This window comes from Roseibium sp. MMSF_3544 (genome assembly GCF_030732845.1).
Lineage (GTDB): Bacteria > Pseudomonadota > Alphaproteobacteria > Rhizobiales > Stappiaceae > Roseibium.
The window spans coordinates 234,023-247,696 of the sequence record NZ_JASHKA010000008.1 but is presented as its reverse complement, the minus strand read 5'-3'; the positions used below and the strand labels follow the sequence as shown (position 1 = coordinate 247,696).

Sequence of the window (13,674 nt, the reverse complement as noted above, 5' to 3'; positions counted from 1 at the left end):
AAGCGAAAAAGGCTTTTTTCCATTAACTTGTCCAAACACTTATGGATCTATTATGTTCAAGCAGACCAATTTGGTATATTAGCGATCCAAATTCGAAGCGCCAGCCAGGATTAGCATTTGACCCAAACAGTTTAAAACCACTCTCCGCCAAAAATCACGTGTTCGTGCATATCCGGACGTGACAACGGCCAATAAATTGAGACATAAGCTCCCGGGGGCAGCTTTACAAATTCAGGGGCAGTATGAGTTCCAAGACGCCGAAAATACTGATCTATAGCCATGATTCCTTCGGCCTGGGTCACTTGAGAAGATGCCGCGCAATCGCCCACTCTCTTGTCGGCGACTTCGATACACTCTCCGTCCTGATCCTGTCAGGGTCTCCTATCATCGGCAGTTTCGAGTTCCGCTCCCGGGTCGATTTCGTTCGTATTCCAGGCGTCATCAAGCTGCGCAACGGCGAGTACACCCCCCTTTCCCTTCATATCAATATCGATCAGACGCTCGCGATCCGCTCCTCCATAATCGAACACACCGCAAAGGTCTTCGACCCCGACATATTCATTGTGGACAAGGAGCCCTTGGGCCTGCGCGGCGAGGTGCTGGGAACGCTGGAAGCGCTGAAACAGAGCAATACCCGACTTGTTCTGGGCTTGCGTGACGTCATGGACGATCCGCAGGTGCTGAAGGAAGAATGGGACCGCAAGAACGTCTACCCGGCTCTCAAGGATCTTTACGACGAAATCTGGGTGTACGGTCCCGACGGTATCTGCAATCCCCTGGAAGGGATCGGTGTTTCAGATAGTGTCACGGAAAAGCTGCGCTATACGGGTTACCTGCGCCGCGAGCTGCCGGTTTCCGCGCTCGAGCAACCGGCCCCCTCCCCCTTCGGCGAAGAGCCCTACATTCTCGTCACACCGGGCGGCGGCGGTGACGGAGTGGAGATGGTCGACTGGGTCATGCGGGCCTACGAAGCGCGGCAACGACCGCTCTTTCCTGCACTTATTGTGCTCGGGCCGTTCATGCCTGCAGCGGCAACCGCACAGTTCCTGGAGCGCGCGGAACATCTTCGTGATGTCGAGATCATCCGTTTCACGCCGCAGATCGAACCCTATCTTGCCAACGCAACGGCAATTGTCGGCATGGGCGGATACAACACCTTCTGCGAAATCCTGTCCTTCGACAAACCGACACTGATGGTCCCGCGCGTCATTCCGCGCCGGGAGCAGGCTATTCGCGCAGAACGCGCGGAACGGAGCGGTCTCTTGAAGGTGCTTCCGATCGACCGGTACCCCGATACCGACCTCATGGCTGTTGCGCTTTCCGATCTGCCGGCGCTGAAGTCGCCGTCGTCAGCCGGCGTCGACAAATTGCTGGATGGGCTGGAAGTCATTTCTGCCCGGGTCGGCGAAATCCTCGAGACGCAACAGCCCGATAGCGAGCGCAAACTGGTCAATTTCTGACACCTGCCAGCGCACATACAAACTTCTGGAACAGAACTGCCCAATGTCCCGAATTGCCGTTGTGGTCAAAGGTTACCCGCGCCTGTCCGAAACCTTCATCGCCCAGGAAATGCTGGGGCTGGAACGGCGTGGAGTCGAGATACTGATTGTCGCCCTGCGCAAGCCCTACGATCCCTATATCCACGAGCTGCACAGACAAATCTCGGCCGAAATCCTGTATCTGCCCGAGTATGTCAAGGACGACCCCGCACGGGTTGCCAGGGCGAAACGATGGGCAGAAGCGCAGCCAACCTATGCGGCCGCAAAAGCGCTGTTCGACAAGGATTTCGCCAATCAGCCCAATGCGGACCGCAGGCGGCGGTGGGCGCAGGGCTGCGTTTTCGCGCATGAACTGCCGGACGACATCTCCTGGATCTATACACACTACCTGCACACACCATGTTCAGCCGCACGCTACGCGGCGCACCTTTCCGGCCGCAAGTGGTCGTTTTCCGCCCACGCCAAGGACATCTGGACCAGTCCGGAGTGGGATCTCAGGACCAAGATCAATGATGCGGATTGGGGTGTGACCTGCACCAAGGTGAACGTGGATTTTCTGAAGGGCCTGTCCGACGATCCGGACAAGGTCGAGTTGCTCTATCACGGCCTCGATTTTTCCGGCTTTCCGGAGCCTGCCGGCTCGGTCTCGCCGCGGGACGGCAGCAGCGAGCCGGTGAGGCTTGTCTCGGTGGGGCGTGCCGTGGAGAAAAAGGGCTACGACGATCTTCTGGCAGCGCTTGCGCAGCTTCCGGAAGCCTGCAACTGGCATTTCACACATATCGGTGGCGGAGATCTTTCAGAAGCCTTGAAGGCAATGGCTGACAATCTCGGGCTCTCCGATCGGATCACCTGGCGAGGCGCACAGCCGAGAGAAGAGGTGATCGCAGCCTGTCAGCAGGCGGATCTGTTTGTGTTGCCGTCGAAGCTGGCAAAGACGGGCGACCGCGACGGCCTGCCGAACGTGCTGATGGAAGCCCAGTCGATGGGCCTGTGCTGCCTGTCCACGCGTGTGTCGGCAATTCCCGAGCTGATCCTGCACGAGGAGACCGGCATTCTGGTAGAACCTGGCCACGCCGACCAGCTGGCCGCTGCTCTTGAGGCCCTTATCAAAGATCCTCAAATGCGGCACAGTCTCGGACTTGCGGCGGCCAAGCGGGTGCGCACGCACTTTTCGACCGACCCGGGCCTCGACCGGCTTGCCGAGAAGTTTCGCAAAGTACTGTGAAACCCGACGAAGTAAGCGTTCATGAAAATCGCCTTCACCGCACCCATGAAACCCCTTGATCATCCGGTACCATCCGGCGACAGGACCATGGGGCGCCTGATTGTGAAGGCACTTGAAACGGCTGGACACGAGGTTCGCGTTGCGAGCACCTTCCGGGCGTGGCGCAAGGACGGCAGCGACGCACTCCAGGCGCAGGTCAAGTCGGAGGCTCTTGCTGAAGCAGACAAGATCGCTGAGGACTGGTCGCGCGAGGCCTACAAGCCTGATCTCTTTCTCACCTATCATCTTTACCACAAGGCCCCGGATTGGATCGGGCCGTTTCTCGCAGACCGGTTCGACCTGCCCTACGCCATCGTCGAAGCCAGTCGCGCACCAAAACGCCGGACCGGGAACTGGGCCTTCGGCTTTGCAGCCGCCGACGCGGCTCTGCAAAGGGCCGACGCGGTTGCAGCGATCCAGAACGCGGACGCGGAGTGTTTGCGGGAGGTGGTTCCGGTTGAACGCCTGACGGTGCTGTTGCCGTTTCTGGATGCAGCTCCGTTTCAGGCTGCAGCGGTGCCCCGCCGTCCTGCGGCCAGTCAACCTTTGAAGCTGCTTGCTGTCGGCATGATGCGGGAGGGCGACAAGACGCGCTCTTACGAGGTTCTGGCAGAAGCGCTTGCAAGTCTGGTCGATCTGCCCTGGCACCTCACAATCGTCGGTGATGGTCCGGCAAAGGATCATATTCTGGCGCTCTTGCCCGAGAGCAGAACCACCTGGCTCGGAGCGCTGCTGCCGAACGAGGTTCCAGAACAATATGCTTGCCACGATCTTCTGGTCTGGCCGGCCATCCGCGAAGCGTTTGGACTTGTCTTCCTGGAAGCCCAGGCCACCGGCACCGGAGTGATCGCAGGGGACACGTTCGGCGTTCCCGACATTGTCGTGAACGGATCAACGGGTTTGCTGTCTCCTGAAGGCAATGCTGCTGCCTTTGCCGAGAACGTCAGGAAAGTTATCGAGCACCCGGAATTGGCGTACAGGATGGGTCAAGCCGCGTACGATCACGTCGCTGCAAAGCACACGCTAAGCGCGGGCGCCGCGCGGCTCGAAGCCTTGGTCCAGCGGGCCGTTTCCAATCATGCAAAGATCGCAAAGGCATAGACTGGTGCGCTTCAAGGCCTTTATCCACGTTCAACATCTGCTCGGCACCGGTCACGTGGTCCGCGCAACCGGCATCGGCAAGGCACTGGCGGCAAAGGGCGTCGATATCACGCTGGCCAGCGGCAACAAGATTCCGCCAACCCTCGACACCGGACCGCTCAAGATCGTCGAACTGCCCGCCTGCAAGAGCCCGGACGCAGCCTTCAAGCGCCTTGTCACGCTGGATGGGCAAGATATTGACGATAAATGGAAATCGGACCGTGTTAATGCATCGATTCAAGCGTTTGAAGCGGACGAATTCGATTTGGTGCTGACCGAGACCTATCCTTTCGGCCGCCGACAACTTGGTTTCGAGCTGACACCACTCCTCGAACACGCAAAGGCGAAAGTCAGGCCGCCGCTCATTGCCACTTCAATCCGAGATATTCTGGTTCGCAAGAAAGAACTCTGGAAAGAAGAATGGATGGCAGATCAGGCGCTCAAATACTATGACCGCGTTCTGATCCACGCCGACCCGGATTTCATCCAGCTTGCCGACAGCTTTCCGTTTGCGGAACGCGTTGATCATCTGGTGCGCTACACGGGGTATGTCGGTGGAGACACACGTCCAGAAGCCAAGGGAGCAGACGGGGACGACGAAATCGTCATTTCCTGTGGCGGCGGCGCGGTGGCGGAAAGTCTGCTCTCTGCCGCCCTTGACGCCAGGCCGCTTTGCCGCCGCGCCGAAGACGCTGTCTGGCGCGTCCTGATTGGCCACGACGTTTCCGACGACGCCTTCGCCATATACGAAAAAAGTGCAACGGACGGTGTCATCGTCGAGCGGGCCCGCCGGGATTTTCCGGACCTCTTGAAACGGGCACGCCTGTCGGTGAGCCAGGCCGGCTATAACACCGTTCTCGACATCCTGATTGCTGGTGTCCCGGCAGTGTTCGTTCCGTTTGCGCAGGAGAACGAGACCGAGCAGACCCAACGCGCCGAAGCGCTCGCACGGCACGGACGGGCGATCGTTGCGCCCGAAACGGGATTGACGCCGGAACGACTCGCAGCGGCGATCGACGATGCCCTTGCCCTGCCGCGCAGCCATCACCAGGTGTTGCTCGGCGGCGCGGACAAGAGTGCCGACATTCTGATCAAAGACCTGGAAACCCGAAACGCATGAAGTCCGACCTGCACCGTTTCAAAAATGAATTGACCGCACACCTCGACTGGTTTGCCGACCGTGGCCGCAAGGTCAGGTTCTGGTGGCGGGACGACGATGCGATCGAGCCGTCCCCTGCCCTCGACCGGATGCTGGCGCTTGCCAATCAGCACCGGATCGACTTGGCCCTTGCCGTCATTCCAAAGGATGCCACAAAGGCGCTCGCGGACCGGCTTGCCAGCGAACCGCACGCCGTCGTTCTGCAACATGGCTGGCAGCACAAAAATTTCCAGCTCAAGGAAAGGCGTGAAAAAGCGGCCGAACTCGGATCCCGGCGCGATCCGGACGAATTGATGACGCAGCTTGCCGAGGGCAGAACCAGGCTCGAACAGCTCTTTGGCGAAAAATTCATTCCGGCAATCGTCCCACCCTGGAACCGTATCGACCCGGAGATCTCACGGCGCCTTCCCGGTATCGGGCTGCCAGGGCTCTCCACTTTCACCTGGCACAACTTCCCGCGCGACCACCAGGTTCAATCGCATATCGACATTTTGAAATGGAAGAAGCAGGTCCGCTTCATCGGTTGGGAAAGCGCTCGCCTGCGCTTCGACCTGCAGCTCACGCGCCGGCGAAATGTGCGCGCCGAACCGGTCGGACTGCTGACACACCATCTGGCGCACGACGAAGGCTGTTTTGAATTTCTGGAAGAGTTTCTGGCAATTGCAGCGCATCACAACGGCGCGGAGTGGCCGGGAGTGAAGGCGTTGTTTGGGTAATTGAATGGTTGGGTGCCACTTCAATTCGCGGTGTCATCCCCGACTTGATCGGGGATCCACTCAATTCCGAAGCACTTGTGAAAGTAAAGTGCGCTTGATGCCGTCCCGGGGAGACGTGACATGAAGGTCTCGGATTGAACGGCCATTGGATCCCCGATCAAGTCGGGGATGACTGTCAATAGCTACTCAGCAGCTTCGGTATTCTCCCGCAAACTGCTTCCAAAGCGCTTTCTGAGCAGTGCCAGTTTCGGGTCGATATAGGTCTTGCAGAAGGGCCGGTCCGGGTCGGTGGCGTAGTAATTCTGGAATCGTTGATCGGACGCTTTGAATTCCGTCAGCGTGAGCACCAAGGTCACAAGGGGGTCTTCGAACTCCCGCTGCAAGGCGCGCAGAATACGTCCGACCTTGACGCCCGTCCCGGCATCGTAGACGTAGACCGCCGACCGGTACTTGCCCCGCATCTTGTGGTGCGAGGTGCTGGAATGGGTTCTGAGGTGGATTTCTATCAGGCTTTCCAGCGGCAAGGCGACCGGGTCGAAAGTCACGACGACGGCTTCCGACCAGCTGTCATCTGGCGGATCGGAGCGAATGAAGCCCTGCTCCACCTTTGAAATTCCGGCGATTGCCTGAAAGACGGCTTCCGTGCACCAGTGGCATCCGCCGCCCAACCCGATCTTCACCTCTGCCTCCGTCATCATGGTCCTGGTCCTGACCCCAAACTCTGCCGCTTTCAGAGCGACTTTCAAAACGCATTGTCGCAGTTGCCCCCAATCCAATTTATCTGGTGGCGAATTGACAAGGGACTCACAATTGGTAATTGTCGCGCCATGAAAACCATGACGACACATCTACTGACCATGTCCATCGTCGTTCCCGCAGGGAACGCGAGGCGGTCGTTCGTGTCTGAGTTCTGAAACGACCCCTTGCAACCTTGCTCCGAGATGCAGGGTTGAACATTTGAGGTCCTGCTCTCGAGCCTTTCAGGAATGAGAGCACTGATGATACCCAACGAAACGCCATCCCCTCCAGACAAACCGGGCGACCCTGTGCGCGTTTGGCCAGAGGGTTTGACCATTCGCGCAACCGCGCCAGGCGATGCAAAAGGTATTGTAGAACTGCAGAGCCAGCCGACCTTTCGCGCCGGAACGCTGCGGCTGCCCTACCCGAGCCTTGCCGGGGTGGAGCAGAGATTGCAACAACACAGCAACACGGCCGTCTCTTTGGTGGGACTGATGGATGGACGGCTTGTTGCGCACGGAGGCTTCTCCCGCCACGAGGGCCGCCGAAGCCATGCGGCCAGCCTCGGTATGGGCGTGCACGACGCCTATTCGGGCCGCGGCATCGGCAGCGCCCTAATGGGAGAGATGATCGATATCGCGGACAACTGGATGAACCTGCGCCGTCTGGAGCTGACCGTCTTCATTGACAACGAACCTGCCATCAAGCTTTACCGTCGTTTCGGTTTCGAGATCGAAGGCACATTGTCAGAGTTTGCCTTTCGTGCGGGGCAATTTGTCGATGCCTACTCGATGGCGCGGATTAGGACGGCGCGCTAACCGAATGGCGCCGGCCTGTTCAAATCGGATTGATCACCCTGGCGCACTTGGCCGATTGACAGGTTGCGCCGGGGACCATCAAATGTGCCCAACCGACCAAGGAGCCCTCCGTGTCCCACGATCATGATCATGAGCATTCAGAGCTATCCGATATCGAGTTGCGCGTGCGCGCTCTGGAAACGCTGTTGACCGAAAAGGGCTATATCGATCCGCCCGCGCTCGACGAGCTGATCGAGACCTATGAGACGAAAATCGGTCCGAAAAACGGTGCCATGGTGGTGGCAAAAGCCTGGGCGGATCCCGACTACCATGCCCGTTTGATGAACGACGCGACCGCTGCGATCGCCGAGCTCGGCTTTACGGGACGCCAGGGCGAACACATGGTGGCGGTCGAGAATACGGCAGAAACCCACAACATGGTCGTCTGCACCCTTTGTTCCTGCTATCCGTGGACAGTGCTCGGACTGCCGCCGGTCTGGTACAAATCAGCCCCTTACCGATCCCGCGCCGTACGCGACCCACGCGGCGTGCTTGCCGAATTTGGTGTGAGTTTGCCTGAGCAAACGAACATCAAGGTCTGGGACTCGACTGCGGAAGTCCGTTACCTCGTTGTGCCGCAACGTCCTGCAGGGACTGACGGATGGAGTGAGCAAAAACTCGCCGAACTCGTCACCCGCGACAGCATGATCGGCACGGGCCTCGCTCTTGATCCCTCCAAGCTGGAGGAGGCCGCATGAACGGCGCGCACGATCTCGGCGGGCAGATGGGCTTCGGTCCCATCGAACTGGAGGAAAACGAGCCGAACTTCCACGCCAAGTGGGAAGAACGCGCCTTCGCGGTCACACTGGCCATGGGCGCCACCGGCTCATGGACGCTCGACCGTTCGCGTTTCGCCAGGGAGTCGCTTCCGCCCCCGGTTTACCTGTCCTCCAGCTATTACGAAATCTGGACACTTGGGCTGCAAAAGCTGCTCGTTGAAAACGGTCTTGCCGGCCGGGATGAAATTGACGCTGGTCATGCCACCTCACCTGCGAAAGAGATCAAGCAGGTGATGAAGGCGGAAAACGTTGCCGGCATTCTGGCCAGAGGCGGGCCGGTGGACAGGCCGGAGAACCAGCCGGCGCGGTTCAAACCGGGCGACAGGATCCGGACCAAACGCATGAACCCGGAACACCATACCCGCCTGCCGCGCTATGCCCGCGATACCGTTGGAACAATCGAGGCAGTCCACGGCGTTCACGTCTTTCCGGACACGAACGCACAGGGGCTTGGCGAACAGCCAACCTGGCTATATGGCGTCGTTTTCGAAGGGCCAGACATCTGGGGGCCGGACAGCGACCCGAAGCTTACTGTGCGCCTCGATCTTTGGGAGCCTTACCTTGACCCTGTCTGAGACGATCCAGTCGATACCACGCCTGCCGCTGGACCAGGACGGGGGCCCGGTTTTCGGGGCTCCCTGGGAAGCACGGGTCTTCGCGATGACGGTGAAGGCGCACGAAGCTGGTGTCTTCGAATGGCGCGAGTGGGCCGAGGTGCTCGGGGCAGAACTTGCCAAGGATGGCGACGGCAGCGACGCGGCCCTTGGCTACTATGACCACTGGCTCAATGCCTTTGAAACAATCCTTGGCGCCAAAGGTGTTGCCGGCAGCGATCAGCTCAAAGACCTCAAGGCCGCCTGGGACGACGCCGCCAGGGCAACGCCGCACGGTCAGCCGATCGAGCTTGTACGGTGAACGGTCGATGCACCTGAAAGTCCCGCCACCGCTGGTTCTGTTCGTTGCCGCAGTGATCACCTATGCGGCCGCGTCCTGGCTGCCGGGACTGACCATTTCCTTTCCGGGACAGGTCATGCTTGCAGCGATTGTCTTCGGTCTCGGCCTTGTCCCGGACATGATTGCTCTTCTTGCCTTCATGCGCCGGAGGACGACCGTCAATCCGATGGCGCCGCAAAATACCAGCGCGCTTGTGACCGACGGCATCTACCGCATCAGCCGCAACCCCATGTACCTCGGGCTGCTTTTTCTTCTGATTGCCATATCTCTCTTTTTCGGAACCCTGCTGTCGCTCCTGATCGTGCCGGGATTCGTCTGGTATCTGACCAAATTCCAGATCAGACCCGAGGAAGAACAGCTGGAGATGCTCTTCGGCGAAGCCTATCAGGATTACAGGAACAAGGTGCGCCGCTGGATCTGACCGCTCAAGGGTCAGGACCCACTCATTTGGCTGAATTGGTGGGGATGAATTTGTTCGGATACGAGGCGCAAAGTTGCAGGAAACCGTCCGATTTCCAAAGGTTTGCAACGACGTTGCCGGGCAAATTCACCCTATCCCCCAGGGACGCAAAAACGGCTTCGATCTGCGGTGTCAAACCGCTCAACCGGGCAGGAAGCCCGCTTGTCGCACTTTTCCTAACAGCTCATCGCCGTTTGCTGCGCCAATTCAACCAAATGAATGGATCCTGACCCTGGTCAGTCGCCCATGTAGAAACTGCTTCTTACCTTGAAGGCATCTGCGGCAAACCGCAGAAATGTTCGAATGCGTGCGACATTCTTGAGATCGGGATGCGTCAGCACCCAGATGTCGAGATAGCGCGACGGTTCCATGCCCGGCACGCGGACAAGATCCGGGTCGGGATCGCCCAGGAAGCAGGGCAATCTCCCGACGCCCATACCCGCCTTGACGGCTGCGAGGAGCGCGATCATGTCGTCGGCGACCAGACTGATATACGCGGAAGGATACCGGGTGCGGATCTCCTTGGGCACGCCCCGCCCCCACCATTTGAACGTCACGCAGGAGAGCCGCGCGCTGTCATGGCTCGCTTCTATGGTCTCCCGGTGCCTGCGGGCGAAACTGCGGGACATGTAGTAGCAACGTCTCTGACCGGTCGCGAGCCGGCCAAACAGCGTTTCACCCGGATTGTCCGTTACCCGGACCGCAATATCCGCTTCCCGCCGGTGAAGGCTGAGTTTTTCGTTCGCAGCAACCATTTCCAGTTCGATACGCGGATGCCGCTCGGTGAATTGCTGCATGATTTCCGCAAGCTGTACCTGGAACAGGAGCTGGGGGGCGGTCACCCGCAAGGGCCCTTCCAACTCGGTGTCCTGAGCGGTGATACGTGTGTCGAGCGCCAGGATCTCCGCCTCCATGCGCTTTGCGGCGGCAACGGCCTCCTCGCCCGCGATTGTCGGAACAAATCCTTCCGGGAGCCGCTCGAACAGCCGTGTTGCCATCCGTTCTTCCAGTGCCGACAAGCGCCGTGACACTGTCGAGTGGGTAACCCCGAGCTCTTTCGCGGCCTTGGTCACATTGCCCGCGTTGGCAACGGCGAGCACAAATTTCAAGTCGTCCCAGTTATCCATTCGGTATCGATCACCCTCAAACTGAGCTGTTCAATCGCTTTTTCAGGCCTGTGCATTTTTGCACAGCTCTGTTTGGAAATTGATGAATTTTTCACAGACAGGTTTCGAGATAGCGTCCACGTCTTTCGAATATGGAGAATGCAGATGACCGTACAAGCCCTCGCCATGATCACCGTTACCGACAAGGAGAGCCTCGGCGCCTACCGGGAAAAGGCGGCAGACGCGCTTGCAAAACATGGCGGCAGCGTCGTTGCCGCCTCGCCCGAAATCACCGTCCTTGAAGCCGCCGGCGACACTCCGAATATTGCCGCACTTCTCTCATTCCCGAGCGTTGAGGCTGCCAAGGCATGGCGCGAAGACCCGGACCTCGCCGACATTCATGCGCTCCGGAACAAGGGCGGCAAGTCGACGATAGTGGTGCTGCCGGGATGAATACTGAACGGCCCTGGTTTCTCAGGGCCGCTTCTCTTTAGGAGAGGCACTTTCCTGCACGCGTTGCGCTATTTCCCGCCAACGCTCGATTTCAGTGTCCCGACCGACGTGGTTTGGTGACAGCATGGGCGAATTGACAAGCAACATGCCGATTGCATCGTCCGGAAAAAACTTGCGTTCTTCGTCAGTCAGACTTGGGCCGAATTCGGACACCAAAAACATCATCTCGGTTCCTGCGGCTATCGGAACACCGCAACCACCAAAGTAAAGGTTCCAGGTGACGACCGGCGCCGGATCGTCTTTAGGCCCCTTCAACACATCTCGCAGCTCATATTCGACGAATATCCAACCGAAGGGTGCATGTTCAGAACCCGTACCCCATTCAGAAGTTTGCGGAGATCCTTTTGGAGGACGTCGATATTCCACGCCCGTGACAAATCCGGCAAAAACCCTGTCAGCCTTTCGGAAAAACTCTTCGTCCGTGGATGCATCGAAATACGTGCAGGCTTGCGCACCCGGTATCGACAACGTGCCGATCAAAAACAACAAACAAAGTAGTCTCAAAGTGAGCCCTCCGGTTGAAGCATCCATTCTCTGCAACAACCTTCTCAGCCTCATGCGGCGACACTTTGGCCGCTACAGCCAGCTAGAAAACAACCTCAAGCCGTTTCCCAAGCTCCTGTTCCGAACGACGCGTAACCACGGAAAGAGCAGGTGTTACACCGGCTTCACCAGCCGCATGCGCCAGGTGACGCCCTTCTTGTCCGAGACGAGGCGGTAGTCGTCGAGGACGTCCCATTTCGCTTCATCGTCTGTCGCTGCCCAGAGGCTGTTGATCAGCTTGTTGGCGCCTGATTCAGGCCGTTTCGGGGAATACATGGACAGCGCAATCACGCCGCCCTCTTTCAGGAAGGGTACATAGCGGCTGACGACGGCGGCGGGATCATCGGCAAAGTGGAGCACTTCGTTGAAGACGATGGCGGAGAAGGTCTCGCCATCCTGCGGCTCGAACGTGTGCATGTCGCCTGCCCTCAGCGAGGCAATGTCCGGGTCGACATTGGCGATTTCAAGAGACGCCGGGGAAAGATCCATGCCGACGTAACGCTTGATGCCCATCGGCTGCAGGCGCTCATAAAGCAACCCCTCACCGCAACCGATATCGAGGACCTCGTCCATGGAACCGGTCAGGGACAGCCACATGCCGATGATGCCATAGCGGCCGCTTTCGGGAAGCGAGCGCAGGAAGGCCCAGCGCCCGGCTTCGTATTCCTCGTCCCAGCCTTCGGCAGTGGTAGCGTTTTTCGACATGGCGGCTTCCTAACAGCAAAGGCGGGCCAAAGCGGCCCGCCGTTTCAAATCAAGCTTTATGCGCATCACTTATAGGGATCTGCCGCGTCGCGCAAACCGTCTCCAAGGAAATTGAACGCAAGCACAACGATAATGATCGGGATCACCGGTGCCATCAGCCAGGGATAGACCGTGACGACGGAGATATTCTGGGCTTCGTTCAGCAAAACACCCCAGGAAACGGCCGGCCTGCGCAGACCGAGATTTAGGTAGGACAGTGCCGTTTCGCCCAGGATCATGGCCGGGATCGACAGGGTAGCGGATGCGATGATGTGGCTGGTGAAGCCTGGCAGAAGATGCCGTGTGATCACCCGCTTCGGCTTGGCCCCCATCAGCACCGCTGCCTTGGCGTATTCCTCTTCTCGCAGGGACAGTAGTTTCGATCGGACCGCGCGCGCGAGCCCCGGCCAGTCGAGCAGTCCCAGGATGATCGTCAGGCCGAAATAGATCCAGACTGGACTCCAGGTCACCGGCAAGGCGGCTGACAGCGCCATCCAAAGTGGCAGCTCCGGCAAGGAGCGGATGATCTCGATCATGCGCTGGATGATGCTGTCCAGAATGCCGCCGAAATAACCGGCAATGCCGCCGAAGAAGAGCCCGAGAACAATCGAGATGGTGACGCCGACCAGCCCGACCGTCAGGGACAGGCGCGCGCCATAGACAAGGCCGGAAAACTGGTCACGGCCAAGACGGTCGGTACCGATCAGGAAGAGCGTTCCTCCTTCGGCAGGGCAGAACAGGTGGAAATCCGCGTCGAACAGACCCCAGAACTTGTAGGACGCCCCCCGGCAGAAGAACCGGACCGGCTGAACGTCGTCCTCGTTCTCGGTAAACACCCATTGCAGGGTTTCCATGTCGATTTCCGACGTCATGCCGTAGACGAAAGGACCGACAAACTCGCCGTTATGGAACAGGTGCAGCGGTTGGGGTGGCGCGAAGAGGTGTTGGCTGTCCCGGGTGTTGGCACCATAGGGCGCAATAACTTCGGCAAACGGGACACAGAGATAGAAGATGATCAGGATGACGCCCGACCAGACGGCAAGCTTGTGGCGCTTGAACTTCCACCACATAATCTGCCACTGGGACGCCTGATAGTAACGCTCCTGCTCCGGCGTCATCTCCTCCGTAACGGTCGGATTGAACGGCGTCGGATCAACGTAGTGCTCAACGTTGCGCGGCGGGGCGCCATCCCTTGCGTCCAT

The 13,674-nt window shown here is 58.9% G+C and carries 16 protein-coding genes; 11 read left to right on the top strand and 5 right to left on the bottom strand.

The annotated features are described in order from the left end of the window. Nucleotides 1–242 precede the first annotated feature (242 nt). From RBB47_RS14040 to RBB47_RS14020, 5 genes are read left to right on the top strand one after another with little or no spacing between them, the layout of a single operon-like run. A complete protein-coding gene (locus tag RBB47_RS14040) occupies nt 243–1,460 on the top strand; it encodes a glycosyltransferase family protein (protein ID WP_305986439.1) in 1,218 nt (405 codons plus the stop codon). Between the two features lie 43 nt (nt 1,461–1,503). Continuing rightward, nucleotides 1,504–2,724 carry a glycosyltransferase family 4 protein gene (locus RBB47_RS14035; protein WP_305986438.1) on the top strand — a complete coding sequence of 407 codons (1,221 nt, stop codon included), beginning with the start codon at nt 1,504–1,506 and terminating at the stop codon, nt 2,722–2,724. A gap of 21 nt (nt 2,725–2,745) precedes the next feature. Continuing rightward, the gene (locus RBB47_RS14030) at nt 2,746–3,864 is read left to right on the top strand and encodes a glycosyltransferase family 4 protein (RefSeq protein ID WP_305986437.1); all 1,119 of its coding nucleotides are present in this window, start codon (nt 2,746–2,748) and stop codon (nt 3,862–3,864) included. Then, a complete protein-coding gene (locus RBB47_RS14025; RefSeq protein ID WP_305986436.1) occupies nt 3,842–5,023 on the top strand; it encodes a glycosyltransferase family protein in 1,182 nt (393 codons plus the stop codon). The genes RBB47_RS14030 and RBB47_RS14025 overlap by 23 nt, the downstream gene beginning before the upstream one ends. Continuing rightward, a complete protein-coding gene (locus RBB47_RS14020; protein ID WP_305986435.1) occupies nt 5,020–5,778 on the top strand; it encodes a polysaccharide deacetylase family protein in 759 nt (252 codons plus the stop codon). The genes RBB47_RS14025 and RBB47_RS14020 overlap by 4 nt, the downstream gene beginning before the upstream one ends. A gap of 182 nt (nt 5,779–5,960) precedes the next feature. On the opposite strand, the gene RBB47_RS14015 is transcribed toward RBB47_RS14020, so the two are convergent. Further along, nucleotides 5,961–6,476: a peptide-methionine (S)-S-oxide reductase gene (locus RBB47_RS14015; RefSeq protein ID WP_305986434.1), complete on the bottom strand. Its 516-nt coding sequence runs from the start codon at nt 6,474–6,476 to the stop codon at nt 5,961–5,963. 300 nt (nt 6,477–6,776) lie between these two features. Here RBB47_RS14015 and RBB47_RS14010 point away from each other — a divergent pair, with 300 nt between their 5' ends. The 5 genes from RBB47_RS14010 to RBB47_RS13990 all read left to right on the top strand — a co-directional run bounded on the left by RBB47_RS14010 (nt 6,777) and on the right by RBB47_RS13990 (nt 9,527). Further along, nucleotides 6,777–7,334 (top strand): GNAT family N-acetyltransferase, encoded by a 558-nt coding sequence (locus tag RBB47_RS14010; RefSeq protein WP_305986433.1) that lies wholly within the window; start codon nt 6,777–6,779, stop codon nt 7,332–7,334. Nucleotides 7,335–7,444: 110 nt separating this feature from the next. Then, the gene (gene nthA, locus RBB47_RS14005) at nt 7,445–8,071 is read left to right on the top strand and encodes a nitrile hydratase subunit alpha (RefSeq protein ID WP_305986432.1); all 627 of its coding nucleotides are present in this window, start codon (nt 7,445–7,447) and stop codon (nt 8,069–8,071) included. Then, entirely contained in the window at nt 8,068–8,727 is a 660-nt protein-coding gene (gene nthB, locus RBB47_RS14000) for a nitrile hydratase subunit beta (protein ID WP_305986431.1), read from the top strand. The genes nthA and nthB overlap by 4 nt, the downstream gene beginning before the upstream one ends. Then, a complete protein-coding gene (locus RBB47_RS13995; RefSeq protein WP_305986430.1) occupies nt 8,714–9,067 on the top strand; it encodes a nitrile hydratase accessory protein in 354 nt (117 codons plus the stop codon). The genes nthB and RBB47_RS13995 overlap by 14 nt, the downstream gene beginning before the upstream one ends. Nucleotides 9,068–9,074: 7 nt before the next feature. Beyond that, the gene (locus RBB47_RS13990) at nt 9,075–9,527 is read left to right on the top strand and encodes an isoprenylcysteine carboxylmethyltransferase family protein (RefSeq protein ID WP_305986429.1); all 453 of its coding nucleotides are present in this window, start codon (nt 9,075–9,077) and stop codon (nt 9,525–9,527) included. A 275-nt stretch (nt 9,528–9,802) separates the two neighbouring features. On the opposite strand, the gene RBB47_RS13985 is transcribed toward RBB47_RS13990, so the two are convergent. Beyond that, the gene (locus tag RBB47_RS13985) at nt 9,803–10,693 is read right to left on the bottom strand and encodes a LysR family transcriptional regulator (RefSeq protein ID WP_305986428.1); all 891 of its coding nucleotides are present in this window, start codon (nt 10,691–10,693) and stop codon (nt 9,803–9,805) included. Between the two features lie 144 nt (nt 10,694–10,837). On the opposite strand from RBB47_RS13985, the gene RBB47_RS13980 reads away from it, so the two are divergent. Further along, nucleotides 10,838–11,125, top strand: coding sequence for a DUF1330 domain-containing protein (locus RBB47_RS13980; protein ID WP_305986427.1), 288 nt, complete (start codon nt 10,838–10,840; stop codon nt 11,123–11,125). 21 nt (nt 11,126–11,146) lie between these two features. On the opposite strand, the gene RBB47_RS13975 is transcribed toward RBB47_RS13980, so the two are convergent. The 3 genes from RBB47_RS13975 to RBB47_RS13965 form a co-directional block, all read right to left on the bottom strand. Further along, on the bottom strand, nt 11,147–11,689 hold the full coding sequence (locus RBB47_RS13975; protein ID WP_305986426.1) for a hypothetical protein: 543 nt from the start codon (nt 11,687–11,689) through the stop codon (nt 11,147–11,149). A gap of 153 nt (nt 11,690–11,842) precedes the next feature. Further along, the gene (locus RBB47_RS13970; protein WP_305986425.1) at nt 11,843–12,433 is read right to left on the bottom strand and encodes a trans-aconitate 2-methyltransferase; all 591 of its coding nucleotides are present in this window, start codon (nt 12,431–12,433) and stop codon (nt 11,843–11,845) included. 65 nt (nt 12,434–12,498) lie between these two features. Beyond that, nucleotides 12,499–13,674 carry an ABC transporter permease gene (locus RBB47_RS13965; protein ID WP_371932790.1) on the bottom strand — a complete coding sequence of 392 codons (1,176 nt, stop codon included), beginning with the start codon at nt 13,672–13,674 and terminating at the stop codon, nt 12,499–12,501.

Coding starts and splice junctions, on each gene's coding strand:
- RBB47_RS14040 (WP_305986439.1), top strand. CDS start 243: ATGAGTTCCAAGACGCCGAAAATACTGATCTATAGCCATGATTCCTTC.
- RBB47_RS14035 (WP_305986438.1), top strand. CDS start 1,504: ATGTCCCGAATTGCCGTTGTGGTCAAAGGTTACCCGCGCCTGTCCGAA.
- RBB47_RS14030 (WP_305986437.1), top strand. CDS start 2,746: ATGAAAATCGCCTTCACCGCACCCATGAAACCCCTTGATCATCCGGTA.
- RBB47_RS14025 (WP_305986436.1), top strand. CDS start 3,842: ATGCAAAGATCGCAAAGGCATAGACTGGTGCGCTTCAAGGCCTTTATC.
- RBB47_RS14020 (WP_305986435.1), top strand. CDS start 5,020: ATGAAGTCCGACCTGCACCGTTTCAAAAATGAATTGACCGCACACCTC.
- RBB47_RS14015 (WP_305986434.1), bottom strand. CDS start 6,476: ATGATGACGGAGGCAGAGGTGAAGATCGGGTTGGGCGGCGGATGCCAC.
- RBB47_RS14010 (WP_305986433.1), top strand. CDS start 6,777: ATGATACCCAACGAAACGCCATCCCCTCCAGACAAACCGGGCGACCCT.
- nthB (WP_305986431.1), top strand. CDS start 8,068: ATGAACGGCGCGCACGATCTCGGCGGGCAGATGGGCTTCGGTCCCATC.
- RBB47_RS13990 (WP_305986429.1), top strand. CDS start 9,075: ATGCACCTGAAAGTCCCGCCACCGCTGGTTCTGTTCGTTGCCGCAGTG.
- RBB47_RS13985 (WP_305986428.1), bottom strand. CDS start 10,693: ATGGATAACTGGGACGACTTGAAATTTGTGCTCGCCGTTGCCAACGCG.
- RBB47_RS13980 (WP_305986427.1), top strand. CDS start 10,838: ATGACCGTACAAGCCCTCGCCATGATCACCGTTACCGACAAGGAGAGC.
- RBB47_RS13970 (WP_305986425.1), bottom strand. CDS start 12,433: ATGTCGAAAAACGCTACCACTGCCGAAGGCTGGGACGAGGAATACGAA.
- RBB47_RS13965 (WP_371932790.1), bottom strand. CDS start 13,674: ATGGACGCAAGGGATGGCGCCCCGCCGCGCAACGTTGAGCACTACGTT.